We start from the raw sequence: 25,238 nt of genomic DNA on the forward strand, positions 1-25,238 counted from the left end.
GCCATTATTCTACCACGCCTTGCCGCTACGGAAAAGATGTCGGGAAACAAAAATGGCCCCGGAGGGCTTGTTACAGCTCTCCGGGGCCACCTTATGTGCGTTGTGCCTTGGCGCACACGACCGGCGTTTTACTCGATCTCGATCAGGTTCGGGTTCTCAGGCAAAGCCTTCGTCTGCTGAGGAGCAGGCAGCTCGACGTGCAGGACGCCATCCTCGAACTTTGCGTGGATGTCTTCCTTCTTCACATCGCCCACGTAGAAACTGCGCGCGCAGGTGCCGGAGAAGGATTCGCGCCGCAGATAGCGGCCCTTCTTATCCTTTTCATCGTTGCTGTGGCTGCGCACTGCCTGAATGGTCAGGTAGCCGTCGTTCAGATCCATCTGAACGTCTTCCTTCTTGCAGCCCGGCAGGTCAACCGCTACTTCGTAGCCGTTGTCCGTCTGTTTGACATCGGTCTTCATCATGTTTGCACCGCGCTTACCAAAGGTATCACGAGCCTCACGGTTCATCATACGTTCCAGTGCAGCGTCATTCCAGAACGGATCGAAGAAATCATCGAACAGGTTTTCATGGAAAACAGTCGGCATAAGCATAAATCATTCCTCCAATCCCGGCGTTCGGGTCGGGGCAAAAAATCTGAAGCGTCCATTCAGAAGGGCTTTCCGGGGAGCCTTGCGGCTCTCCTTTTGCCCTTCCTCCTGAGCACGCCACTGTTATAGCACCGTTAATTAGCAGTGTCAATAGAAGAGTGCTAAAATTCATAAAAGAATAATACTTTTATAAAATCCCATGCAATCTTTTCAAAATTCAGTCGCATCATCGTATTTTATATCATCTTGGCAATCATGAAGCACAACAGTTCATATGCTTCCCGGATATCCTCCGGCAGACGTTTCAAAGTCTCGTCCCGCAGTTCCTGCGGCATCCCGTAAAAAGCTTCGGCAATGCCGCCGGTGATGCAGGCAAGGGTGTCGCTGTCGCCGCCCAGAGAGACCGCATTGCGAAGTGCATCCTCAAAACTGACGCTTTCCAGAAAAGCAATGATTGCTTCCGGCACAGTTTCCTGACAGGTCTCCACATGATGATAGGTCGGCCGAATTTCATCGCAGGTACGGTTCAGGTCATAACCGAAGGTCTGCTCCACATATTGTTTGATTTTCGGCTTGCTGTGGCCGGTACGGGCCAGAAAAATCACTGCCGCCGTGGCCTGCGCGCCTTTGATGCCCTCCGGGTGGTTGTGGGTGACTTCAGCGGTCACTTTTGCCATTTCCAGCGTTTTGTCCAGCGTATCGAACAGCCAGCCCGCTGCCGACACCCGCATAGCCGAGCCGTTACCGAAACTGCCATAGGGATTCGGATTTTCTGCGTGCAGCCACCGGCGGAACATCCCGCCGTAACCGGCATGGGGATATTCACGGCCCCAGAACCGCATTTCATGCTGCACTGCACAAAATGTTCTCTCCGGCAGACCCTTTCCGTCAATCAGACCAACTGCCACCGCAGCGGTCATGACGGTATCATCGGTGAAGTGCGATTTCTCGCTCAGCAGCGGAAAATCCTTGTGCTTGTAATTGTTGTGGTCAAATTCATAGGGACTGCCCACGATGTCACCCAAGATTGCTCCTAACATGGCTGTTTCCTCCCTTACCCGTGATGCCGCTTCTGGAAATCAGCTTCGATTTGTTCTTTCCACTCTGCGCCGATGGACGCGCAGCAGGGTGCTTCCCGCATCCGGGAGACTGCCTCGCTGACAACGTGGTAGTTGACCGCCACGCCCTGTGCGTCATTCTCAAACCGCACAGCCCGGTCGGACGAGATGCCGAAGCGGGCAGCTTCCTTCACAGCGTCCATGTTGGCACCGAGGAACAGGAACTCCCAGCCGTACTGCTCTTTTTCCCGCTCGATCATCCGGCGGATCTTCTCATAGCTAAACCGTTTGCTGGCGTTTTCCAGCCCGTCCGTGGTGATGACAAAGATGACCTTTTCGGCACGCTCGTCCTCCGGCAGATGGCGCTGGATGTTCGCCATCTTCTCCACGCCGTAGCCAATGGCGTCCAGTAGCGCCGTACAGCCCCGGACGTAATAGTCCTTTTCGGTCAGCGGTGCAACAGCCTTCAGTGGGAAACGGTCGTGCAGCAGCTGCACCTCATGGTCGAACAGGATCGTGGTCACGTTGGCCTCGCCCTCCTGCTCCTTCTGCCGGGTCAGCATGGCGTTGAACCCGCCGATGGTGTCCTGCTCCAGCCCGCCCATGGAACCGCTGCGGTCCAGAATGAAAACAAGCTCGGTAAGATTTTTCTTCATAATAAATGCCCTCCGTTTTGTGGTGTATCGCTTTCGTTGGCAAAAGGATACCACAAACCGGAGGGCAAAAGGTCAACGGGCAGGCGACAAATTACGCACCCAGCTGTTCCTGATCGTATTCAAACAGCAGCGTATTGACCTGATTGATGTTATAGATTTTGTGTTCCAGGCAATACCGCACGATCCAGTCCCGCTTGGAGCCATCCGAAAAGGCATAGCCCGCACTCTTGAGCAGGTCGATGGTTTCATCTTCGGACAGGTGCAGCCCAACCGCAAAGGCCAGCACCGTTTTCTTTTTGGGGTTGTAGTCGCGATTGCACTGAATTTTGGAGAAGTGCTGCCTGGAGATGTTGGACTGCTTGTACACGGTGGAGTCTTTCAGCCCCCGCTCGTCAATGAGCCGCAGCAGCCGGGTGGTGAAGCTCTCGCCAAGGTTGTCCATCAGGCTTTCCAGACTGCGGGCTGTCCTGGGTGCCGCGGCGGGTGCCGGAACTGCACCTAGCATCGGCACGGCGGCATCTTCTTCCAGAAGCCTCCGCCGCTCTGCCAATTCCCTGCGCCGACGGCCAAATCCGTAGCTTTCATCGTTCTGTGCTACATAGTGGTCGTCAATGTACTCCTCCACCGAGGCGAACAGCTTCCGGCTCACGGCCAGCGAGCCCCGGTCGTAAAGCACCAGATACACGGTCAGGTCGTGCTCCATGACGTACTGCGTGATGGTGTCCACCGCAATGCGGAAGGCCTGTTCTTTGGGGTAGCCATAGTTCCCGCTGGACAGCAGCGGAAAGGCCACGCTCTCGCAGTGGTACTCTGCGGCTAATTCCAGTGCAGAATGGTACGCATCAGCCAGTTGTTTTGCTTCGCCAAAAAATCCACCGTGCCATGCCGGGCAGACCGCATGGAAGATATACTTTGCGGGCAGCCCGAATGCCGGGGTACACACCGCCCTGCCCGGCTCGCAGTGCCCGATGGCTTCACCGGCGGCGGTCAACTCCTGCTCCCCTGCCGCCTGATAGATGGCGCGGCTGGTGCCGCTGCCCTGCAAAAGGTTCCGGTTGGCGGGGTTGACGATGGCATCCGCTGTTACCTTGGTGATGTCGTTGCGGATCATCAGAAACGGCATGGTAGTTCCTCCCTCACATGGTTTTCTTCATCCTATCACATCCGGCGGGGCGGTGCAAGGGGTGCTCTTGTTTCCTGTCCGCGCAGCTATTATAATAATAGGTACCGAAAGAAGGTGAGCTTCCTGCACGACATCTGGAATCCATGGCACGGCTGCGTCAAGTGCAGTGAGGGCTGTCAGAACTGCTACATGTATTTTCTCGACCGGATGCGGAACCAGAACGGGGCCGAGATCTACAAAACGAAAAGCGGCTTTTCCTACCCGCTCCAGAAAGACCGCACCGGACACTACAAAATCCAGAGTGGCGAGCAGATCCGGGTCTGCATGACGTCGGATTTCTTCTTGGAAGAAGCCGACCCGTGGCGGGCTGAGGCGTGGGACATCATGCGCCAGCGCAGCGATGTGGTGTTTTTTCTGCTCACCAAACGGCCGCAGCGGGTACGGGAGTGCCTGCCGCCGGACTGGGGCAGCGGTTGGGACAACATCTTTTTCAACGTCACCTGTGAAAATCAGCGCCGCGCCGATGAGCGCATTCCCATTCTGTTTGACCTGCCCTTCAAGCACAAGGGCATCATGTGCGCGCCCTTCATCGGGCCAGTAAGCATCCGGCAGTACCTTACCGCCGGGCAAATCGAGCAGGTCATCTGCGGCGGCGAAAACTACGATGGTGCCCGCCCCTGCAATTTCGATTGGGTCAAGTCTCTCCGGCAGGAATGCGTGGATGCCAACGTAACCTTCTGCTTTATCGAGACCGGCACCGTGTTCATCAAGGACGGCAGGCGCTACCACCTGCCAAACAAGCAGCTGCAAAGCCGAATGGCCTGTAAATCCGGCATGAATTTTCAGGGCAGGCCCATTCATTTTGACCTCGTGGACGACTGGGGCTACCCTATCCCGCAGGAAGATCTCTATGTGCCCCATTTCCGCGCAAACTGCGAGACCTGCGGCAGCAAGTTGATCTGCAACGGCTGCAGTGACTGCGGAAAATGCTTATAAAATAAAGGAGTTCTATGAAGAACCAGAAGAAAAAATCGTTTCCCCGCAGAGTGTTCCTCTGCCTGCTGGCTGTTTTGCTGGCCGTCTGCGTTGCGTCCGGCGTTTACGTCAGCGACTACTACCACGCAGACCTGACCGACAGCGGCCTGCGGGTCTATGCCGCCTACGGCAGCGAGGACGGCGTACTGAACCGCGAAAAGTACGAAGCCGACCGCGTAAATCTTCCGCAGGACACTACCGAAACGGTCATTGACGGCGGCTGTCATGCCGGATTCGGCAGCTACGGTGCCCAGAAGGGCGACGGCGCGCCTGTTATCTCCGCCGAGGAACAGCAACAGCAGACAGCGGGTGCACTGGCGGCGTGGATGACTCTTCAATAAAAAGCAAAATATCCCGACCATTTTCCTGCAAATCACAGGAGAATGGCCGGGACTTTCTTTCGTATTCCGTAAATCAGGAATCAATACAAATGAAATTTATGGCTGATCTGATGTGCAATTTCATCCGGCAGCGGGCGGAAACCGATGCAGGTCAGGGTCATGCCTTCTCCGTTTTCATCAAATTCTTCCGGTTCCAACTCGGTGTGGCAGGCATCCCGGATAAGGAAGAAGTCTTTGTTTTCCACAAGCCCCAGTTCTTCGGCAATGGTCTTTGCTTTCAACAGCTGATTGCGGTTCTTTGCCCCGCAGATAGTTTTGGTAAAAGAGCCATCGAACCACTCTTCGTAAGTTGCCTTATCCAACATGATTTCTGCCCGATAGCCGGTAATTTCTCCGTCTTTCTCAATGGGTTCCACGCCCTGTCCCATGCCGATGGGGTCGGTGAGGAATGCCAGCGAAGCATGGCAGCACTGCGCCGCCAGCTTACCGGGAGACATCTGCAGGTCTTTTCGTGCAATGATGAGTTGACGCATTTTTTCTCCTTCTTACGACAGCTTGATCTTCAAATCTGCCAGCAGATTCACCGCTTCCGGCAGGGAAAATTTCGCATCCTTCAGGCGGCTGCCCAGAATGTCCACCTTATAGCCTGTAGCATCCCGGAAATCCGCCTTGCGCAGATCACACTGGTAGAACTCCGTTTCGTGAAGTTCCACTCCCTTGAAATTCGCCAGCTGCATCTCGCATTTGGCAAACATAGAGCCGACGATCTCGTTTCCGTCTGAAAAGTTGAAACGGTTAAAGTTCATTTCGGTGAAGGTGTTATATTTCAGACTGCACTCTTTCAGCGTGTGAATGGGGTCTGGGAAGGCACCGTTGGACATCAGCGGTGCCCACTCGATTTCATTCAGGCGGCAGTCCTCAAAATCCAGCGACTGCACCGAGGAATGGGTACTGCGCAGACCTGTGATCTCACACCGCACGAATTTGCACTCGTTCAGCGTGGTATGATTCAGTTCGCATTTGGTAAAGGAGCAATCCACAAACACGCAGTCGGTAAAGTCGCAGTCCTCAAAAGTCTCCTCGGTGAACGACAGGTCAGCAAACCGTTCACCTTCACAATAACGCTCTGTCATAAAATTCTCCTGTCAGCGCAGTTCTTCCAACAAGGCCGTGCAGCCTTCCAGCACATCCTGCCAGGTAGCTTCAAAGTCCCCGGTATACCATGGGTCGGCCACATCGCCGGGGCGACGGGTATGATCCATCAGCAGAGACACTTTATGCTCCGGGTCGCCGCCCACAAAGCGCGCCATATTGCGCAGGTTGTTGTGATCCATGGCGATCAGGTAATCGTAGGTTTCGTAATCCCTCCGGGTCATCTGCCGGGCGGTTTTACCCTCGCAGGAGATGCCGTGCTCGGCCAGCTTCCGCTGGGCGGGCGGATAGACCGGGTTGCCGATTTCCTCGGTGCTGGTGGCGGCGGATGCGATTTCAAACTGGTCGGAAAGCCCGGCCTTTTCCACTAAGTCCCTCATCACAAATTCCGCCATGGGGCTGCGGCAAATGTTGCCATGGCAGATGAAAAGCACTTTCGTCATGTCAAAATATTTCCTTATATCGTATCATTTTGAATTTTGCACACATGCGTGCAAAATTCAGTTCTGCTTCAAGAACTCCCGCAGCACATCCTCTGGGCGGGGTGTATGGTTCGGGTACTTTTCCCGCAGCGGTGCGGCGGCACCATCCATAATGTAGGGCACACCCACAATGTCCAGCATCGACACATCGTTATAATTGTCGCCAAAAGCCATCACATCGGCAAGGGCGATGTCCAGAGTCTTGCAGATGCTGCGCACACCGATGCCCTTGTTGGCAAAGGTGGTGTCGATCCAGTACGGCCCTGCCACAGCGCAGTTCGCCTCTTTCCATCGTGGGACAAACCGTTCCGTGTAAGATTCTACGCCTTCGTGCAGATACACCGATACTTTTGTGATCTCCTCCGGCACCTCAGACGGGGCATGAATGATCTGATAGTTGTTCCCGATGAACTGAATACGCTTGAGCATTCCCAGACCCCGCTCCATCAGGTATGCAGTATTCTGACCGGAGAGCATCACTTCGCCCTGCCCGTCGCTGCGGGTCCACAGGTCGTTGGCGATTTCTTCGGCCAGTGCACGGGGCATCGGGTTCTTGGCGATGCACTGTTCGTCTTTATAGATCACGCCGCCGTTCTCACAAAGAAACACACAGCAGTCTGCCACCGGTGCAAAGAGCTTGCGCAGGCTGGTATACTGCCGGCCGGATGCCGGGCAGAACAAAATACCGCGCCGATGCAGCTCCCGTATCTGCTCAAAGATCTCGTCTTCCAGTTCCTTTTTGCCGTATTGCAGCAGCGTACCGTCAATGTCGCTGCAAATCAGTTTGATTGACATTTTCCGTCCTCATTTTTCAAGATAATTTTAGGCAATTCCCCGGCATCCAGAACACGGACGCCTTCGTCCATCAGCATTTTCGCAAAAACGCCCTGTCCGGAGATTTTTGTACCGGAAAACATTCCGTCGTAAATTTCCTTCACGCCGCAGCTGGGGCTGCGGGATTGCAGGATGGCAAGCTCCACCCCATTTTCTTTTGCAATGGCAAGGGCTTTCGCTGCACCTGCCCGGAACTCCCGGTCCACATTGATGCCCTCTTTGTTCGTGACAACGCCCTGCACGATTTCCGCCGGGCACCGCGGTGTGGGCAGGCCGCCCAAAACCTCCGGACAGACCGGAACCACCTGATGCCCCCGCGCAAAATCACAGACCGCCTGATTGTAATTGTTTCCGCCGCTGTATTTGCAGTTTTCGCCCAGCAGGCAGGCGCTGACCAGAATCTTCATTGTTGCGTAGTAATTTTCCTTTTCATTCTCATTCAACAAGTCTTATCTTCAATTGCTTTACGTTTTCTTGCAATTCTTTGCTGAACCCGTTCAGGTCATCCAATGAGATAACATTCTCATTCAACAGATTGACAAGCGTCAGTGCGATATCCGGCTTACGAAGCGACATTTTTACACCAAGATTCTTCTTATCCTCTTGGATGCGCTGATTCAACTTCCAGAATTTATCCGAAGCCAAACCGTCTCCGCTTAAAATTTCGATATATTGCTCATTCAAGCGTTTGATATATGTTTCCTGCCATTCCCCGATGCACGCACAAAACAGCTTCCAATTTGCCTTCGACCAGTCCATTGCAACGTCCTCCGTTTCAGCTCTATTCTACCACGCTTTTGGGCATTGAAAAAGAGGATTTTGCTTTTCCTATCCCCATACCGGGAGGTCCGCCGTAATCTTTTCTAATTCCTGTGCAAGAAACGTCAGTCTTTCCCTCAGATGGTTGTTATGCGGTGCATCTCCGTTCAGCAGATAGTCCGTTCTGACATTCAGGCAGGACGAAAAATCCTGCAGCAACTCAATCGAGCAGCAGCGGCTTCCCGTTTCAACTTTTGCAAGATGGTTCGCACTAACGTTCAGCATTATACTCAACTGTTCCTGTGTAATCCCCCTTCTTTTTCCGCAAATCGCGGATACGTCCGCCGAATTCTTTTGCATCAAATCGCATTGTTCAATCCTTTCCTTTGCGCCGGAAACACAAACAGGCCGAGACTCCTTTTCCGAGTCCCGGCCTGTTTTCAGCTTGAAAATGCACAATGACCGCGACTCGATGGAGCTGCTCTTGTGAGCAGCTCCCGGAGTATTATCAGCCTTTAATGCATTTCAGGCAATTTTCCCTCTTGCGCAACTGAAACCTGCGCCATGGCGATATTATATCAAGTACTTTCATTGCTGTAAAGCGCTAAAATATACTGTTTTTGCGGCAAAACCGCTCATTTTTCTGCGATTTACTTTGACGGCTGCAATTTTTTCTTGAGGTCATCCAGCATCTTGCAAACCAATGTACTGTTTTCAGAACAACCTTTCAGCAGGAAATCGCTGCTGACTCCCATTGCATCCGACAGGCGTCCCAAGTGGTCTACTCCCAGATTGCGCTGTCCTTTTTCCAATGCACGAAGCTGCTGCACTGAAATTTCAGCTTCTGCTGCAAGCCGTTCCTGCGTCCAGCCTTTTTCGAGGCGGCTTCCGCGGATTCTGTTGCCGACTTGCACTTTGTCATAACTCATATTCGGTCGTCCTTTCTGCTGCTACGCAGCGGTTTGGGCGGAGGAACTGGGTTTTGTTTGCAATCCTCCCTGCGATAAAGATGCTTTCTCCTTTTCCGCATACCAGGATAATGCATGCGGATTCAAATTCAACTTTATTTCACAAAAGCGAATTTGCTCATAAATTACCACAGAGTATTTTTTCCGTCAAGTCCTTTTTTTGCGGCGGAACGTGACAAATTCACACAACAAACTCACAAGAATGAATATCTGCACTCGAATTACACATGTTTCACTATAAACTCGTTTCAAAAACATCAATATGTCTTAGTTTGCAGCGCAACCATATCAAATTTTCTATGTTTTTCACAGGTCTCATTTTCACGATTCCACGCAAAAAATTGAATGCTGTCAGCGTTTAACAAACGCATATAGTGTGCCTACTCATTTTATCCATCCCATTTATACACAGTTCCGAACCAAAAGAACCGCATAAAGTTCTCATCAAAAAACAGGGAGTGACATCAAATCACTCCCCGTTTGCATTGATTGTATCAGAGTTTCGTCATCCAGAGCCCATGCAGATTGCAGTATGCGTAAACGGCCACCGGCTTTTCACTGCCCAGTTCAAAAACAGTGCTGGGAGCCTGCCCCGGATTCAGATAGCGGATCTGCCCGCCGTTCTCAGTCTCCACAAAAATCCACTGAATATAGTGAACATCCGCCATGGGGTGCTCCACCGCGCCCACTGTGACCGTGAGACGACTGCCGGAAAGCTCTGCCACCGGCAGATGCTTCTCGCCGCTGGCTTCCACCGTATTGGGAACCAGCTCTTTCATTTTCTCCCCGCAGCAGACCAGTGGAACGCCTGCGTTATGGATGGTAGTGACGAGGTTGCCACAGTGATTGCAGATGTAAAACTTTGCCTTCATATCGAAATCCTCCATTGGAATGTTATCGGTGTGTTTCTTGTATCTATATGATAACATTTCCTATTTATGATTTCTGTAACTGAATCACGCAAAGCGTTTTTGGGCTCACTTGCAATAAATCTCAATGGCTTTCTGCGCAAATTCTGCGGCACCGGCACCGCCGGCAGCATTGATGTTTTCCGTAAATGCTCCGCCTGCCCCATACATCTGCCCCAGCTGATTCAGGATTACCTTGGAACAGTTATAGTAGTGCTCTGTGATAAACTCCTGCAGCTTCTTCACCTGTGCCTGCACTTCAGAGTCCGCCGGGTCTTTGCTCTGCATCCCGCCGAATGCCGCCACGATGTCCATCAGTTGACTGCTCATGTCCTTGACCTCTTTCTCGGTCTTATGGGCAGTTTTTTCCTCAAACTCTTTGTATTCCGGCGTTTCGCCCCATTCCTTTTTGGCCTGCTCGGTATACTTCTTGATCTTCCGCGTATCAAATGCGGTAAAGTCCATAACCATTCCTCCTGTGGATCGAATTTTCTGCGCAAGGCCGATCAGATCTTCAAGATGCTGCTTTTTCAATGTCAGAAGTGTGATCTGCTGTTCCAGTGCTTTCTGCCGGTCAAAAGCAGGATTCTCCACGATTTTCTGGATGTCCTTCAGCGGAAATTCCAGTTCCCGGAACAATAAGATCTGCTGCAAACGTTCCAGCGCGGCATCGTCATACAGCCGATAGCCTGCTTCGGTACGGCCCGCCGCGCGCAGCAGACCGATTTTATCGTAATATTGCAGGGTCCGGATGCTCACTCCGGTCCGCTTGCTCACTTCGTTCACTGTCATCATCTTGCTGTCCTCCCTTGCGACAGCCACAGTATACGCTATGACGCTGCGTCAGGGTCAAGAGGTTTTCTGAAAAATTTTTCAGCCTTCCCTCTGCTCCGCGATTTCCAAGCTGTCACGCCCCACACGGCAGAGCAGAAACAGCACCCGCACACCTGCGGCCTTTGCTTCGGCCAGTGCCGTACCAAACTCCGGCTGTGTGCTGACATTTGGCCGCACCTCGGTGATGCCTTCCATCTGAATCACGAAAGCCACTGCGCACCGATACCCTGCCTGCTGTGCCTGCGCCAGCTCGTGCAGGTGCTTCACGCCGCGCTCGGTAGGTGCATCCGGGAAGTAGCCGATACCGTCCACTTCCAGTGTGCAACCCTTGACTTCCATCAGATACTTTTGCTCGCCCTTTTCCATATAAAAGTCGATGCGGGACTTCCCATAGGTAAATTCCGGCTTGATATAGTCGCAGCCCTGTTTTGCAAGCCACTCTCCTACTACCTTGTTGGGTGCCTGACTGTCCATGTTGACCCAACCAAGCCCCTGCTTATGTACCGCCACAAGGTCATATTTTGTTTTGCGTTTCGGGTTGTCCGACACTTCCAGCCGAACCGCCGTACCGGGCAGCAGCAGTTCCTTGCACCGCCCGGTGTTCTTGACATGGACGGTTTCCACTGCTCCATTCACTCCCACATGGGCAATAAAGCGGTTGGGACGGTCAACAAAAATGCCGTCTGCGATTTCTCTGTATTTCAATCTTTACTCCATTTTCAGTACAGGATTCGGGAGCCATGCCCATCCTGTTTACCAAGATACAGTTCCACGACCATCCTGCCGCTTTCACTGTTGCAGAGTTCTTGCCTGATACACCCGCTCCGTCCGGGCATCGAAGCAGCAGAAAATCACCTGCATGGCGTAATCCGCGTGATCTTCCAGCCACTGTGCCACTGTTTTGACTGCAATCTCCGTGGCATCTTCCAGCGGGTAGCCATACACGCCGGTCGAAATTGCCGGGAACGCAATGCTATGGACATCATGCTCTTTGGCAAGGTTCAGCGAATTGCGGTAGCAGTCCGCCAGCTGCGCGGCATCCTCTGCTGTGCCGGAATAAATCGGCCCTACTGTATGAATGATATACTTTGCTTTCAACCGGTAGCCCTTAGTGATTTTTGCTTCTCCGGTGCGGCAACCGTGCAGCGTGCGGCACTCCGCCAACAGTTCCGGCCCTGCTGCCCGGTGGATGGCACCATCCACACCGCCGCCACCCAGCAGACTGCGATTGGCCGCATTCACGATGCCGTCACAGTCCAGTTTGGTAATATCACCCTGCACCACTTGAATCTGATTTTTTACTTTTTCAGAAATCATTGTAAACACCTCACTTTTTGAGCAGCTCCAGCGCCTTGTCCATGGGCACACAATCGGCATAGCGGTCCGGCCAGAGGAATTCATTGTAATAGTGGTAGCTCTGCTCCCCTGTCATATACTCGTTGTCCTGCGTGGAATTTGCATAGGCAGGAACGATCATGTGCAGGCCATGCTCAAAGCCCGCCTCCACCGTTGCATTGATGCAGAAGTCCGTCATGATACCGCAGACCATCACATCTTTTTCGCCCTTTTCCGTCAGATATTCCAGCAGACCGCTTTCTTTTTTGAACGCGCTGCATACGGTTTTGACGAACCGTTTTTCAGTCAGCAGCGGCGCAAACCCGGAATAGACCTCAAATTCATCGTCTCCGATGGAAAAGCCTGTACCGGGCCCATCGTCATGCTGGACATAGACGACCTCGATTCCCTGTTCGCGGGCAGTCCGGATCAGTTTCCTGATGTTGCTGACAAACTTTTCAAACGCATACAGGCGTTCATCCACGATACCTTTCTGTGTATCCACAACCAGTAAAACCATGTGTAAGCCCTCCTGTTTTTCTTTGATTTCATGCTACCATAGACCGCCGTTTTCTACAAGCAGATTCGAAAAATTCACTTCTTCCAAAGCCTGTCTGATGGGTTTGTTATGGCTCCCCATCGCCGTAGCAGTCCACAGGCGGTTTTGAAAGATAGATCTCCTTCATTTTCATTTTCTGCTTAACGGCAGCAATAAAAAAGACCCCCGCAGCGTATGATTTGACGCCGCGGGGTTTCTCAATTGTTCGGTTTGTATTGCAGCACCTTCTGGGAGAACGTCCGATCGAAGAACTGGATGAAGGGCCCAAGGCAGAACGCACAGATCAAGGTGCCAAGGCCCACAAGGCCACCCAGCAGCCAGCACAGCAGGGCGCTGAGCGCATCGGTGAAGATGCGGCACCCGAAGTACGGGCAGGGTGTGTAGTCCCGCAGACCGAGGGAAAGGTAATCGTAGGGCGCGATGCCGAGGTCGGCGGTCTGGTAGAGCGAAGCGCCCAGCGCCGTAACCAGCACCGCCGCGATGACCCACGCCAACTGCACCGCCAGCGACGGCGCGTCGCCGAAGTGGGCGTGAATGGGGTCATAGAACGCCGTGACGATGTACCCGATGCAGATGCCGTTGACGAAGGTGCCAAGGCCGATGTACTTGCGCCCGAACCAGAATTCCAGCAGGAAAAACAGGATGTTCGTGCACAGGTTCTGGGTGCCCAGCGAGATGCCGAGCAGCTCCGCCAGCCGCATGTTCAGGGCGCTGATGGAGTCGTTGCCGAGGTGGGACTGCTTGAAAAGCGCAATGCCAAGGGCGATGATGACGATGCCCGCCACCATGCCCACCACCCGCCGGGCAGTCGGTTTGCGCAATGCGGTGCCGTTCATAGGGGATTCTCCTTTAGCGTTTCTTTTCCCCTATTATACGCCTACTTTGGGCGGGAGACAAACTATTTATGGAAAGATACAACGATATACGGGGGATCCGCCTTATCCCTTTAATCTCACCTCAATCCGTTCTTTCTCCAGCCCCTCCCCGATCACGATGAGCACTTCCTGCCCCTTGGGGATAGCGTTTACCGTCAGGCCGTCGGCGGTGGCGTTCAGCTCCACCCAGCCGTTCTCGTCCTGTACGAAGCCTTTCGCCCGCAGCCCATGGCCGCACGCGGGGTCGGTGAAGAGGGCCGGGATATTCTGTTCGAGCTGCTGGCACGAGAGGCCCAGCTCCAAAAAGTAGGCCGAACCAAAGGCCCTATTCAGCTTCATGAATCGGCTGCGCACGACCTCCGCAGGCTTGTCATCCCCTGCCACCCGCAGCATTCTGCGTTTCGAAGAACAGGTATCCACCAGAAGATTCACGATTTGATGGATGGTGTCCTCCTCATCCGGGCAGGCCCGGAGCAGCAAGTCCACCTCCAACGACTGCATAAAATACGCTTTCAGCCGTGTGCGCTCATTCGGTTCGCTTTCCGCGTCGGAAGAGAAAGGATCAGGTTCACTCCCCTCGGTTTTATTCCACTCAGTCTTATTTCCTCGTGATTTTGCCGTTTCCTGCTGCGCTGAATCCGCGGCACCGGAACCGTTCTTTTCACGATTCCGGAAACGCGGGTCTGCAAAGTTTTTGACGTAAATCAGATTTGGTTTTCCCAGCCCGCGCCGTTTGCGCTCAATCAGTCCAAACTTTTCCAATTCCCGGAACAGTTTGGTTGCCTTGTTGTCTGCGCAGCCCAGTGCATCCATCACTTCCTGCACAGGAAAAATGATATACACCCTTCCCTGCTCATCCAGCCATCCGTTTTTCACCGACAGCCCCATGCGGTCCAACAGGATGCCGTACAGCGTTTTGGCATCGGTGGACAGGTCCTTGAATTTTATGTCCCGGAATAAAATTTTGGGCACCCGGAAATACGAGAACATCTCGCCCGACTGCCCATAGAAATAGTCAAACATCCTGACTTCCTCGCTTGTTCTGCCTTGTCACATCCTTGACACCTCCGTTCGTAGTATGATGAAATATGTATGACTATCGTTATTTTTCTTTACAAAGATGGCCTGCCATGCTACAATAGCCGCATCTACGGCCACCGGACAGCAGGAAAGGAGTATCTTATGGCCAAAACTGCCGACACCATTGCCATCTATTCCCGCAAATCCCGCTACACCGGCAAGGGCGAAAGTATCGGAAATCAGATCGACCTCTGCCGCGAATATATCCGCACTCACTACGGCGATGCTGCCGCGGAACATGCCGTTGTCTTTGAGGACGAGGGCTTTTCCGGCGGCAACCTGAACCGCCCGGATTTCAAAAAGATGATGACTGCGGCCAAGGACCGGAAATTCAAGGCCATTGTGGTCTACCGTCTGGACCGCATCAGCCGCAACATCAGCGACTTTTCCAGCCTGATTGAAGAACTGGGACGGCTGGGCATCGACTTTGTGTCCATCCGTGAAAGTTTTGACACGTCCAGCCCCATGGGCCGCGCGATGATGTACATCGCATCGGTGTTCAGTCAGCTGGAACGTGAGACCATCGCGGAGCGCATCCGGGACAACATGCACGAATTGGCAAAGACCGGGCGCTGGCTGGGCGGCACCACCCCCACGGGCTATGCTTCCGAGAGCGTCAAGAGCATCACGGTGGACGGCAAGACCAAAAAGGCCTGTAAGCTCAAGCTGCTGCCGGACGAAGCCGAGATCATCTACAAAATTTTCGACCTCTACGAGCAGTATGATTCCCTGACCATGACCGAGACCGAGCTGCTGCGGCAGGGCATCAAAACAAAAACCGGGCGTTCGTTCACCCGGTTTTCCATCAAGTCGATTTTGCAGAATCCTGTCTACCTGATTGCAGACAAGGATGCCTATCAGTATTTTGTGGACAATGAGGCAGAGCTGTTCGCCCCGGAGTCCGATTTCGACGGTGTGCGCGGCGTGCTGGCCTACAACCGCAGCGACCAGGAAAAAGGCCGTGCTACGGTCTACAATCCCATCAGCGAATGGATCGTTTCGGTGGGCGAGCATCCCGGCATCATCTCCTCGAACCGGTGGATTCGGGTGCAGGAGTCGCTGGAACGGAACAAATCCAAATCCTACCACAAGTCCCGCGGCAACGAAGCTCTGCTCACCGGTCTGCTGTGGTGCTCCTGCGGCAGCCGGATGTACCCGAAGGTCACCGGGCGCAAAACTGCCGACGGGCAGGTGGTCTTTCCCTATATGTGCAAACTGAAGGAGCGCAGCCGCCGGAAGCTTTGCAGCGTCCCCAATGCCAACGGCAATCTGTTGGATGCTGCCATCTGTGAACAGGTCAAGCACCTTGCCGACCATTCCAGCGACTTTATGAAGCAGTTGGAAAAGGCAAAGTCCGCCCACGCAGGCAACCGCTCCGAGTTTGAGACCAAGCTTTCCACCCTGCGCAAAGAGCAGGCCGAGACGCAGCGGAAGATCAATGCACTGATCGATTCGCTGGCTGACTTCAGCGACAGCACCGCTGCTGTCCACCTGAAAAAACGCATCGAGGAACTGAACGGTCAGGATGCCGCCCTGAGTTCCCGCATCCGGGAATTGGAGAGCCTCACCGACAACGGTGTTCTGGGCGGCATCGAGTTTGACGTGATGCGGCAGCTGCTGACCGTGTTCCACGACAACATCGACGATATGACCGTGACCCAGAAGCGTGCTGCCATCCGCACGGTGGTGCGCAAGGTAGTGTGGGACGGCAAAGTGGCTCATGTGGTGCTCTTCGGTTCACCGGAGGATGAGATCGACTGGACCACCTTCCCGGTAGACCCGGAAGAGGACGAGAATGACCCCGAGGGCGGTGGAGATGGTTCCGATTCTCCATCCGGCGTTCGCTCGGGTGAGGATAGCAAACGAGCTCCGGATGCAGTTCCGGCGGGAGCGCAAGACCGGCGGCACTATCTCTCTGCAGGAAACGCTGGAATCTGATGAGGCTTCCTCTTTGACTCTGGCCGATGTTCTGCAGGACAGCTTCTGCATGGAGGAGACCTGCGAAAAGCAGGACGAGATCCGCCAGGCCAGACTGCTTCTGGACGGTCTGCCCGCCCGGGAACGGCAGATCATCCTGCTGCGGTATGGCCTTGCCGGCCAGCCGCCGCTGACCCAGCTGGAGGTGGCCGGGCTTCTGAACATCAGCCGGAGCTATGTATAGCATCCTCACTATTGTACATATATGTTTCAACGGTTTATCGTCCATTTTGATTTTCCTTTATCTTTTACAATGTCATAGTTCATATGTAATTACTGATCCGAAAGGTAGTAGCCAGTTTGAGCGCATCCCGCTGTCCTTTGAGCGGCAGGAGCGCATCATTCAGGAGCAAATTGATGAGACCCTTGCCGCCATCAACGAACTGAAAGCCCATGCAGGTGAGAATTTCAGTATCAAACAGATGGAAAAGACCCGGAAAACGCTGGAAACCAAGCTGGAAAAACTGCGCTCCGATGAGCGCAAGGACGATGTGATTACCTTTGAGCAACTGGGCATACACTTCCGTAAAAGGAGCGCGACAGAAACACTTCATCCGTTTCAAAACACTGGGCGAGGGATACAGTGAAGAGGAAATCAAGGCTGTGCTTGCTGGAAAAGCGGAACATCATCCGCGTCCGAAACAGTCGCCGCAGGAGCAGCCGTTCCAGTTGCTCGTGGACATTCAGGCAAAGCTGGCCGAGGGCAAAGGCGGTGGTTACACGCGTTGGGCAAAAAAGCACAACCTGAAAGAAATGTCCAAGACCCTGATTTTCTTGCATGAGCAGAAGATCAACAGCACGGAGGAACTGCGAGAATGCGCAGTGGAGGCAACTGAAAAATATCACGAGTTGGGTGATTCCATCAAGGCTGCGGAATCCCGGATAGCAGAAATCGCCGTGCTGAAAACGCACATCGTCAATTATGCCCGGACACACTCGGTCTATGATACCTACCGCAAGACCGGATACAGCAAGAAATTTCTGGAAGACCACCGGGAAGAAATCACATTGCACAAGGCAGCGAAAGCTGCTTTTGACGATGCTGGGTTAAAAAAGCTGCCAAAAGCAAAAGAGTTGAACATTGCGTACGCTGACCTGATGACAAAGAAAAGGTCAGCGTATCCAGACTACCGCAAAGCGCGCGAGAAGATGCAGCAGCTTCTCCGGGCGCAGAAAAATATCGAGATGTTCTTTGAGGAAAAAGACGCTCCATCGAACGAGCAGTCCCGATAAAATAGAATCCCACCGAGAATCCAGCCGTTTCGGCCGGGTTCCCGGTGGGATTTTTTCGTTTAATTGCGATAGCAGCGGTCTTGGGTCACGAGCCAATCTTCGCACAGCCGCTGCGCTTCGTCCATGGACTTGCAGGTGCAGTTGAACAGCTTGCCGTGCAGGGATCAATAAGTATAATGAATTTTCGGCACACCGTCCGCGTCCCTGAATTTCGTGTAGCGTTCTTCGCCGGGCATCAGATAAAGCTGTTCCATTCCTGCATCGTCCTCTCCGTTTCGCGCGTCAGGCACACAACGTGTTCATTTTACCACGAACGGCCTGCCGATGCTATTGACGCTTGCGTCAAAAAGCATCCCGGATTTGCGGAGGAAGTGTGCATTGATACGACATCGAAGCGTTCCGCAGGAACGCGCAGCCTGCATCCACCGAATGCAGAACGTAAGGGGTTTGGGCGCAGTCCAACAAGCATTTTGAATTTGATTCTGAAAAAATCAGATTCAAAAATCGCAGACTGGTACCAGCCTGCATTGCTTGCCAAAGAAGCTCAAGCCGTTTTCAGAGAGTATTGATTTTAGAGTTCAACTCACTATCCGTTGCATCCGGATATTCCTTCCGATAGGTATCCTTGAGTGCATCATACATTTTTTGCTGGTCTTCGCTTCCGATACCAAGTTTTCCCGAAAGATAATCCGAAAAAGTCGCGCCGCTTTCGATTCCATGCTCCTTCATGAATTCGATCAAGTCACTCGGCATTTCTTCTGAGATTTTGCCCTCATTCCTCAGTTCTGCGGTACTGTGCCAGAACTCCGGCGGAAGTTCTATATTATATTTTTCTTCCACCTGTTTTACATACAACCCTGCGCCGATCGCAGCATAGGTTGCTCTTTCTTTTTCATCCATTTCCTTGAGACGCTCTTCATCGACCTTGATATCGTTCCGCAGATGTTCAATATAATCGTTGATCGAATCAAAGTCTTCCGGCTTTTTATCTGCCATTTCTGCTTTCAATCCGATCTCTTCCGGCGTTTCTTCCTTTGGTTTTTCTGTTAATGCGCCTGCCACCGCGCTGATCACGTCGATCGCCAGCGTCAGGATCTTTCCCAGTACAATACTCGGTATGATACCCGGAATCGGCCCGGTCACCAAATCTTTAGCAAAAGTTCCAACTGCCGACATCACTTCACCGCCAATTTTAGCGCACGTCGAAACCACGGCTGTACCAAGAGACCAAATCGCATCTATAAAGCCCATAGTATTATTCCTCCGTTACATTTTCACATTACGTTTTACATAACTCCTCTTATTGACGATCCATTGATTTTTTCCACAGCATCGTTCTCCATATAGGACTTGAAAAATTCTTTTATGGCCGACCTGCTGTTTTCTGGTATTTCACCTCCAAAAGAGATCCAATTGATAATGTCTTCCAAAGTGACCCATCCGGATTCCACAGACTTTTTCAGCAGTTCCGCATAGTCTCTTCTATACCACGCATCTTTTTCTTTTCTCTCCTTTCTCCACAGCCTTATGATCTGATTGGGAATATCACTTCGGATAAACCTCCACACGTCTCCCGGTGTTTTTTCATTGCCTTTGCCTGTAACAGGCATAAATATTTTTCGTTTGCATTCTCCACTGTAATATTGCTGGACTCGTTCGGTCAGGAGCGCATCGCTCAAAGGCGCGTCATCCGTGCTGGTCTCTCCCTTGACCTGAACCAGCATTGCCTGACCATAACCGTCCGAGAATACGACCGCTCTTCCCGTATCGAGATTGGACAAGAAGCTTTTTTGTTCATCATTCAGGGCAATCGTGTTGCCCACAGCCTCTTTATCATCCTGCGCGAATATGCGGTGGATTATTTTTGTATTCGTATTCTTCAGAACCTCTGATGCCAGCTTGTTTGGGATCTGATCCACTATCATCAGACACTCCCCATATTTTCTGATCTCCGCCAGCATATCGGAAAAGGTTTCCACACCTTGCTTTTTATTTTTACTATCTCCAGCTGTGTACTTGCTCAGAAGACGATGAGCTTCTTCGACAAGCAGGATGTGAGAATGCTTTTTTCCTGTTTTCAGGTACCTTTCCCGGATCGCTTCATTCAGAGCAGACATGATAAAGCCCATGATCAATGCTTTTTCATTTCCGTTCCGGATATTCTCCAGTTCCAGAACCACTTGTTTATCCAGCAGCGCATCAACATCAATGGAACGCGGCGTGTTCAGCATTGCCCCCTTGGCACCAAGCGTCAGGCTCTGGAGCATGGCGCGGATCGAACCAATATATTCGTCCTTCAGCCTCTCGTCAAAGCCCTGTTCGATGACAATTTCAGGAACCACATCCAAAAATTGATTGATCGTCGGGAACGCATGAACGCCATCTGCAAACGGATCATCGTATTTTGTGTTGTAATTGTTTGCAATGTCCCAGCCACAGTTTTCATAGCAGCGGTAAAGTGCTGCTTCAATGATCTGAGGCTCTGCGGCCTCCTGATCAAACGCCGCTTCCAGACTGGCTTTGATCATATCCACGTGCGATGTGATGCTTTCCTTCGGCATAAATTCAAACGGATTCAGCCGAAATGGGGCAACGTCATCATTTCCCAACGTAAAAACCAGAAGATTTTCACAGGCGGGATATTTCTTCATAATGCGGTATTCTGTCTTTGCCGGTTCTATCACAAGGAAGGGCAGCCCACTTTGCAGCAAGATCTTTTGACAGGTCGTCGTTTTTCCGCTTCCTGTCACACCAGCAATAAAAATATGCTTATCCAGTATCTCTTTGTCCAGATAAACCGGCATCCTGTCCACATCGATTCCATCCTGAACCATCGTTCCCAGTTCGATCTGATTTTTTTGCATCGGAACGGAATAGTTCAGACCAAACTCCACCTGCTTTTGCAGACGCATCCCGATGACTTCCCTTTGGGGAAGCCCTGCAATGACGGACAGTTCATTTGTTGAGATCCAGTTGCTGATAAGCGCAGTCCTGTCCGGGCGAACGCTTTGCGACAAGAATGTTCTGGCTTTGCATTGTTCCGCTGTATCATAAACGGAGCAGCTTGGGATCTGGAATCGTTTCATAAAAGCGATTTGATTCTTTGCGTTGCTATCGCTTCGGCCTGAGATTCGGAATGCACGCAGAGGAACACGATTCCCCTGTTTTCCGGAATAAAGCGACAATGCGGTGTTTTCCAGCTTGATTTGAGATGTTGCATACTCGGACATCACATAAAAAGCCGTCATGAAAAGGCCTTTGCCGCGGCCGTAATCAATGCGAGGAAACAGCACGTCATCGCAATACTTGATCCATTCCTGTGCGCATTTATTCAGATGCTCTTTCGTGACGCTGGTAGATTCCCCTACAGACTTACTGCTCTGTACGGAATCCGAATGGGATGTACCGGAATTTTCTCCATTCGTCTCCGACTTCCCGGTCTGCTCGCTGTGACTGCTCCCTTCCGTGCCGCTGTTAGAGGTACTGCTCGAACCGCTGCCTGAAGTTCCCTTCGTCGTACTCTTGCTGCTCCCAGTACTCTTGCTGGTCCCATTTGAAGTGTTACTGCTTTTTGCCGTGGAAGTTGAGCTGCCCTTAGTTGTTCCATCTGTTTTTGTGCTGGAGCTGCTGCGTCCGCTGTTGCTTCCGTCCTGCAAACTCACCTTAACGTAGGTGTTCAGTTCCGAATAGGCCTCATGCAGATTCTGTTCCAAAGCAGCAATTTCTTCCGGCTGGATCGCCTGCGCAACAATGAGGACGCAGAAATCGTTGCCGCGCATTACATCCACCAGACGATCCACACCTTGAAATTCTTCGTTATCCTTGATGCTTCCAGCTACGCCCTCGATACGAGAAACGAATTTTTTTGTACGAACCTTCTCCAACACGTTGTTTTTTTCTGTCGTACTGGGTTCTTTGATCTTACAGCCACGAAAATTTCCTTCCAGACTGGCTTTCAGGATACTTTCACCGACTTCCGGCACATTCAGTCTCTGGATCTCCGGCATTGCATCTGAGTCCACGCGATTCAGGCCATAGTAAAATTTCACGCCATGCGAATCGCCCATCAGGAGATAAATAAAATTGTAACCGGGGACCCTGACTGCGCTGAGCACGTTTTCCAGTGCTTCTTTTCTTGGTGCATGATCCTTGTCATCATAGGTGATCTCTTCGATCTGATAGAGGAAGATCTCCTCATTTCCGATCCCGGCATTGCCATATCGCTTTGTCGCATTTGGATCAACGACCTGTCTCTCTTTTCCAGGTGCAGTCAAATAATGAAAACGTTCATCCTGTAAATATCGTAAAACTTCAGGCGGCGCAAGCTCTGCGCTGCCTTTCGCTTTTTCATCTGCTGTTCGTAACATATTTTTCTCCTTGAAGCCTATAACATCCTTTTAATCCAGCATGATCTTGGTCGGTCCGAATGTATAGTTGCCAGCGTCGGCATCCACCTGTGAAGCCGCAACGACAAACTCTATCTCATCGGGCGAAACAGGGCGAAGATACACCATTGCATCCTCATCAACTGCGCTTTCCGGGAAGGAAAGGATTTTCTTCTTCACCGTTGCGCTTTCCATCAGCAGATGTTTAGGAATTTCTGCGGAGGGATCAGAAGTATAGAACAAGTCAAATTCGTTGACTCCCGCATCCAGATATTCGACCCATTTCTGGTAAGCCGAATTCCTGTTCAGGTAATACTTGAAATATTCATCGCTGTCATCGTCGTAAAATCCGACCCAGAACTTGAACTTGATTTCGCTGTCGATCTCTGCCGATTTATCATTGATCACCTTGATGGAGGAGTTCTTGCTGCACTGAACAAGCCCTATCGCCACGCCGGTCTTTCCGGTAGGCCGGGTAATGTCGTTTTGTTCGCCACTCCCAATCAGCTCCTCCGCTTCTTTTGTTCCGAGCGGCGGATAGATTTTGAAGTATTTCACGTCATCATCCGGATCACCCACTTCATTCCGGATTTCTGTCGAATACTTTTCGCATTTGTCTCGGAAAGTTTCACGCAGGATCTCAGATTTGCTTGAGTTTCCCGCAAGAAAAATATGAACAGAGTTGATTTTTTTCAGTTCATCCCCGTGTTTTCCGTGCTCCAGCGAGAACAAAGCATTGAAAAATGCATCAACACCTTGTTCGATCCTCTTCCTGAGTTTGCTGTCCAGCATTTTCACGTCAACAGCCAGCTCAAAATTTTCCAGCTTATTGCCGCTGCTGTCGAAGAGACGCAGTTTTATTACTCCAGCGTCAAACAGCTTCTCGTAACCATCCCTGCGTTCCCAGAACGGACGAAGGCACTCCATCATCTGCCGCATATTTGTCCATGCTTCCTGCGAATCGCTGAGCAGCATCTCGTCGCCGCCAAAGTGCTGGCACTGCGGTGGAAGAGGGAATGCGATATGCGCTTTACGCAGCGTATCACGATTTGCCTTGAACACCTCAAAAGCCAGCAACTCCAACAGATTTTCTCCGCCAAGATAGGAGTCTCCGCCGTCTCCGAAATGATGGATCACGTATCTGTATCGCCGCTCCTTCTGCCCGGAAGCTTTTCTCCAGACGCCAAAATCAAAGTCCGTTGTTCCACCACCGAAGTCAAACACGCCATATACGATTTTTTCATCGGACGCCGGGATCAGTCTGTATTCCTGCAGAGCGCAGACTGCATAAGCCGCCGGTTCTCCGGCTCCCTCCTGAACCTGAAATCTTTCCATGCAGGAAGGATCGTTTCTTATCGTCTCAGGAAAGGACTGCGCCAGACCTTTTTTGAAACTGTTCAAAATTTTTTCTCTCACAGATTTTGTATAGGTGACCGGGAACGAAAGCAGATATTTCAGATAAATATGCTTTGTATGCATATTATTGATGTATAAGCCAATGTAATAAGCGTAGATCTCAATGGGATCAAAATCACCGTCTTTCAGATTCTCATAGGGGCTCAGATCAATTTCCGTGCCTTTCTGATCCCTGATCCGAACTCGCCGTTTCGGATCTCCAGCCCATTGTTTCAGGTCGTTGAAAAAGGAAAAATAATCTTCTGTGTTTTCATTTTCTTTCCATGCGCCAAACGCCGTATGAGAGATGCAGATGTCCGACCATTTGGTCAGCGGTCTTCCGGCTGTTGCATTATAGTCTCTGCGAAACGTGTCGATATCGCAGAATTGCATCACGGTTGGATTTTCATAATCAGACGCAGTGGGAGCTTTTTCATACCGCCCCATTCCGATTCGGAGCGGACGAGTGACCTCGTTGCCCTCTTTGCACACAACAACAGTACTTTTGGTTCCGAAATCAATCCCGATGATTCCGTCTTCCTGAATATCCAGCCGTGGGTCTCTGGCGTAGTAGGTCTTCGCAGCATCTGTATACTGTTGATTTTTCGTTTCGTCCTCCCACAGATCCCACAAACCGCCATTGGGATCCTCCACGATTCTTGGCACATACGGCGTCATATCCGCTCGGATCGTATCAAGCTCCAACAGTCTGTCTACGATCTGCTTTTCCTTTTCCTCCGAAATTTTTTGCATCGAATCTGCGAACCGTTTCCGAACTTCGCTTTCCGGGAACGTCAGACTGCCAAGGCTCTGAATCTCCCCTCGCACGATCTGGCCGACGATTTTGTTATAGGCCTGCTGATTTACCACGGCTGTATATTTTTTTTCCTGCATGGTCGGTTTGATTGGGCCGATTCTATAAAGTGCGGTCAATTCGATCAGACCGATTCTATAAAACAGCGCAAGGTTTTTATACTCCGCATTCATCTGGAAATTTCTGTCTACAAGTACCCATTGGAGCGCGTTTTTATTCTGTGGGATCTTTGCAGTATAGATATCTCCGACGTCATCGTGCTTACGGAATTCACCATATTTTTTTTCCGAGTGATCATTCATGGAATAATACTTGCTTGGAGTCCTTTGTCCGCCGATCGTAAATCCGTCCAGATAGCCTCCGGCATGTTTTTCCAGAAATTTGATTCCACGGGTCGTACCAAGAAAATATTTCAGCTCATTCAAGTCAGATATTGCCCAAGGATAATTGGAAGGCAGATTTTTCCTGCATGAATCCTCACACTGTGAATAGCTAAAATAGCTATCGTGAATATCCATTTGTATTTTGAAGACATCCATAACCAGAAACTGCGTATCAGGATTCGTCGGAAGAAGAACGTTGTTTCCGATGGCAATAAAATCATCTTCCGGCCACTGCTCCAACTGATTTTTAATATTTTCAATTTCTTCTTGAATCATCGAACCGACCGCGATGCTTTTCACGAATTCATCATCGTCAGAGATCGGAAGCTTCTTTACGGCACAAATCGCGTGATTCGGATCAAATGCGGCGGAAATATTCTGTCGCGGAGCGGTATGCACCGCTTCTTCCCGTTTCGGATAACTTTGTCGGTTTTCTGGATTATTTCTGTTTTTGCTCATACA

At 51.5% G+C, this 25,238-nt stretch carries 28 protein-coding genes and 1 pseudogene; 7 read left to right on the forward strand and 22 right to left on the reverse strand.

From position 1 onward, the window contains the following. Positions 1-128 precede the first annotated feature (128 nt). The 4 genes from MTP37_RS09655 to MTP37_RS09670 form a co-directional block, all read right to left on the reverse strand. A complete protein-coding gene (locus MTP37_RS09655) occupies positions 129-593 on the reverse strand; it encodes an Hsp20/alpha crystallin family protein (protein WP_005932430.1) in 465 nt (154 codons plus the stop codon). Between the two features lie 233 nt (positions 594-826). Continuing rightward, complete coding sequence (locus MTP37_RS09660; RefSeq protein WP_249237091.1) at positions 827-1,630, reverse strand: ADP-ribosylglycohydrolase family protein; 804 nt, start codon at positions 1,628-1,630, stop codon at positions 827-829. Positions 1,631-1,644: 14 nt separating this feature from the next. Continuing rightward, positions 1,645-2,304, reverse strand: a complete 660-nt coding sequence (locus MTP37_RS09665) for a vWA domain-containing protein (protein WP_249237092.1) — start codon at positions 2,302-2,304, stop codon at positions 1,645-1,647. Between the two features lie 91 nt (positions 2,305-2,395). Further along, the gene (locus MTP37_RS09670; protein WP_249237093.1) at positions 2,396-3,427 is read right to left on the reverse strand and encodes a macro domain-containing protein; all 1,032 of its coding nucleotides are present in this window, start codon (positions 3,425-3,427) and stop codon (positions 2,396-2,398) included. A gap of 114 nt (positions 3,428-3,541) precedes the next feature. On the opposite strand from MTP37_RS09670, the gene MTP37_RS09675 reads away from it, so the two are divergent. Then, the gene (locus MTP37_RS09675) at positions 3,542-4,423 is read left to right on the forward strand and encodes a DUF5131 family protein (RefSeq protein WP_396344180.1); all 882 of its coding nucleotides are present in this window, start codon (positions 3,542-3,544) and stop codon (positions 4,421-4,423) included. Between the two features lie 14 nt (positions 4,424-4,437). Then, positions 4,438-4,803: an alpha/beta hydrolase gene (locus MTP37_RS09680; protein WP_249237094.1), complete on the forward strand. Its 366-nt coding sequence runs from the start codon at positions 4,438-4,440 to the stop codon at positions 4,801-4,803. Positions 4,804-4,883: 80 nt separating this feature from the next. Here MTP37_RS09680 and MTP37_RS09685 read toward each other — a convergent pair whose 3' ends face one another. The 15 genes from MTP37_RS09685 to MTP37_RS09750 form a co-directional block, all read right to left on the reverse strand. After that, a complete protein-coding gene (locus MTP37_RS09685) occupies positions 4,884-5,336 on the reverse strand; it encodes an aminoacyl-tRNA hydrolase (RefSeq protein ID WP_055185766.1) in 453 nt (150 codons plus the stop codon). 12 nt (positions 5,337-5,348) lie between these two features. Next, positions 5,349-5,936 (reverse strand): pentapeptide repeat-containing protein, encoded by a 588-nt coding sequence (locus MTP37_RS09690; RefSeq protein ID WP_249237095.1) that lies wholly within the window; start codon positions 5,934-5,936, stop codon positions 5,349-5,351. Between the two features lie 12 nt (positions 5,937-5,948). Then, the gene (locus MTP37_RS09695) at positions 5,949-6,398 is read right to left on the reverse strand and encodes a low molecular weight protein-tyrosine-phosphatase (protein ID WP_249237096.1); all 450 of its coding nucleotides are present in this window, start codon (positions 6,396-6,398) and stop codon (positions 5,949-5,951) included. A 57-nt stretch (positions 6,399-6,455) separates the two neighbouring features. Continuing rightward, the gene (locus MTP37_RS09700; protein ID WP_249237097.1) at positions 6,456-7,232 is read right to left on the reverse strand and encodes an HAD-IIB family hydrolase; all 777 of its coding nucleotides are present in this window, start codon (positions 7,230-7,232) and stop codon (positions 6,456-6,458) included. Continuing rightward, positions 7,217-7,678 (reverse strand): 2-thiouracil desulfurase family protein, encoded by a 462-nt coding sequence (locus tag MTP37_RS09705; protein WP_249237098.1) that lies wholly within the window; start codon positions 7,676-7,678, stop codon positions 7,217-7,219. Before MTP37_RS09705 ends, MTP37_RS09700 begins: the two co-directional genes overlap by 16 nt. 28 nt (positions 7,679-7,706) lie before the next feature. Then, positions 7,707-8,030: a multidrug transporter gene (locus MTP37_RS09710; RefSeq protein WP_249237099.1), complete on the reverse strand. Its 324-nt coding sequence runs from the start codon at positions 8,028-8,030 to the stop codon at positions 7,707-7,709. A 69-nt stretch (positions 8,031-8,099) separates the two neighbouring features. Continuing rightward, complete coding sequence (locus MTP37_RS13220; RefSeq protein ID WP_396344254.1) at positions 8,100-8,390, reverse strand: helix-turn-helix domain-containing protein; 291 nt, start codon at positions 8,388-8,390, stop codon at positions 8,100-8,102. A gap of 290 nt (positions 8,391-8,680) precedes the next feature. Then, the gene (locus MTP37_RS09715) at positions 8,681-8,959 is read right to left on the reverse strand and encodes a helix-turn-helix domain-containing protein (protein WP_236131313.1); all 279 of its coding nucleotides are present in this window, start codon (positions 8,957-8,959) and stop codon (positions 8,681-8,683) included. 533 nt (positions 8,960-9,492) lie between these two features. Next, positions 9,493-9,870, reverse strand: coding sequence for a desulfoferrodoxin family protein (locus MTP37_RS09720; RefSeq protein ID WP_149793754.1), 378 nt, complete (start codon positions 9,868-9,870; stop codon positions 9,493-9,495). A gap of 105 nt (positions 9,871-9,975) precedes the next feature. Continuing rightward, positions 9,976-10,701 carry a MerR family transcriptional regulator gene (locus tag MTP37_RS09725; protein WP_249237100.1) on the reverse strand — a complete coding sequence of 242 codons (726 nt, stop codon included), beginning with the start codon at positions 10,699-10,701 and terminating at the stop codon, positions 9,976-9,978. 78 nt (positions 10,702-10,779) lie between these two features. Beyond that, positions 10,780-11,445 carry a DNA/RNA nuclease SfsA gene (sfsA, locus tag MTP37_RS09730; protein WP_249237101.1) on the reverse strand — a complete coding sequence of 222 codons (666 nt, stop codon included), beginning with the start codon at positions 11,443-11,445 and terminating at the stop codon, positions 10,780-10,782. Between the two features lie 84 nt (positions 11,446-11,529). Then, entirely contained in the window at positions 11,530-12,057 is a 528-nt protein-coding gene (locus MTP37_RS09735) for an O-acetyl-ADP-ribose deacetylase (protein ID WP_236131315.1), read from the reverse strand. 10 nt (positions 12,058-12,067) lie between these two features. Beyond that, positions 12,068-12,595, reverse strand: coding sequence for an isochorismatase family protein (locus tag MTP37_RS09740; RefSeq protein WP_055191168.1), 528 nt, complete (start codon positions 12,593-12,595; stop codon positions 12,068-12,070). Positions 12,596-12,831: 236 nt separating this feature from the next. Then, positions 12,832-13,470, reverse strand: a complete 639-nt coding sequence (locus MTP37_RS09745; protein WP_097771470.1) for a YczE/YyaS/YitT family protein — start codon at positions 13,468-13,470, stop codon at positions 12,832-12,834. Between the two features lie 102 nt (positions 13,471-13,572). Further along, complete coding sequence (locus MTP37_RS09750) at positions 13,573-14,532, reverse strand: replication initiator protein A (protein WP_249237102.1); 960 nt, start codon at positions 14,530-14,532, stop codon at positions 13,573-13,575. 159 nt (positions 14,533-14,691) lie between these two features. On the opposite strand from MTP37_RS09750, the gene MTP37_RS09755 reads away from it, so the two are divergent. The 5 genes and pseudogenes from MTP37_RS09755 to MTP37_RS09775 all read left to right on the forward strand — a co-directional run bounded on the left by MTP37_RS09755 (position 14,692) and on the right by MTP37_RS09775 (position 18,368). Beyond that, the gene (locus tag MTP37_RS09755) at positions 14,692-16,527 is read left to right on the forward strand and encodes a recombinase family protein (protein ID WP_249237103.1); all 1,836 of its coding nucleotides are present in this window, start codon (positions 14,692-14,694) and stop codon (positions 16,525-16,527) included. Continuing rightward, the gene (locus MTP37_RS09760; RefSeq protein WP_249237104.1) at positions 16,463-16,750 is read left to right on the forward strand and encodes a sigma factor-like helix-turn-helix DNA-binding protein; all 288 of its coding nucleotides are present in this window, start codon (positions 16,463-16,465) and stop codon (positions 16,748-16,750) included. The genes MTP37_RS09755 and MTP37_RS09760 overlap by 65 nt, the downstream gene beginning before the upstream one ends. Next, on the forward strand, positions 16,743-17,153 hold the full coding sequence (locus MTP37_RS09765; protein ID WP_249237105.1) for a hypothetical protein: 411 nt from the start codon (positions 16,743-16,745) through the stop codon (positions 17,151-17,153). Before MTP37_RS09760 ends, MTP37_RS09765 begins: the two co-directional genes overlap by 8 nt. Further along, positions 17,083-17,799 (forward strand): annotated as a pseudogene (locus MTP37_RS09770) (relaxase/mobilization nuclease domain-containing protein); the annotation flags it as partial. The gene MTP37_RS09765 and the pseudogene MTP37_RS09770, both read left to right, overlap by 71 nt. A 44-nt stretch (positions 17,800-17,843) precedes the next feature. Then, a complete protein-coding gene (locus tag MTP37_RS09775; RefSeq protein WP_249237106.1) occupies positions 17,844-18,368 on the forward strand; it encodes a hypothetical protein in 525 nt (174 codons plus the stop codon). Here the strand turns inward: MTP37_RS09775 and MTP37_RS09780 are convergent. The 3 genes from MTP37_RS09780 to MTP37_RS09790 are packed head-to-tail and all read right to left on the reverse strand — an operon-like array spanning position 18,355 to position 25,235. Continuing rightward, entirely contained in the window at positions 18,355-19,050 is a 696-nt protein-coding gene (locus MTP37_RS09780) for a hypothetical protein (RefSeq protein WP_249237107.1), read from the reverse strand. The two genes, MTP37_RS09775 and MTP37_RS09780, sit on opposite strands and share 14 nt — an antisense overlap. Positions 19,051-19,085: 35 nt before the next feature. Next, positions 19,086-22,166: an ATP-binding protein gene (locus tag MTP37_RS09785; protein WP_249237108.1), complete on the reverse strand. Its 3,081-nt coding sequence runs from the start codon at positions 22,164-22,166 to the stop codon at positions 19,086-19,088. A 30-nt stretch (positions 22,167-22,196) separates the two neighbouring features. Then, positions 22,197-25,235, reverse strand: coding sequence for an acetate and sugar kinases/Hsc70/actin family protein (locus tag MTP37_RS09790; protein WP_249237109.1), 3,039 nt, complete (start codon positions 25,233-25,235; stop codon positions 22,197-22,199). Positions 25,236-25,238 lie beyond the last annotated feature (3 nt).

The sequence above is a fragment of the Faecalibacterium sp. HTF-F genome (genome assembly GCF_023347535.1).
In the GTDB taxonomy this organism is placed as follows: Bacteria; Bacillota; Clostridia; order Oscillospirales; family Ruminococcaceae; genus Faecalibacterium; species Faecalibacterium wellingii.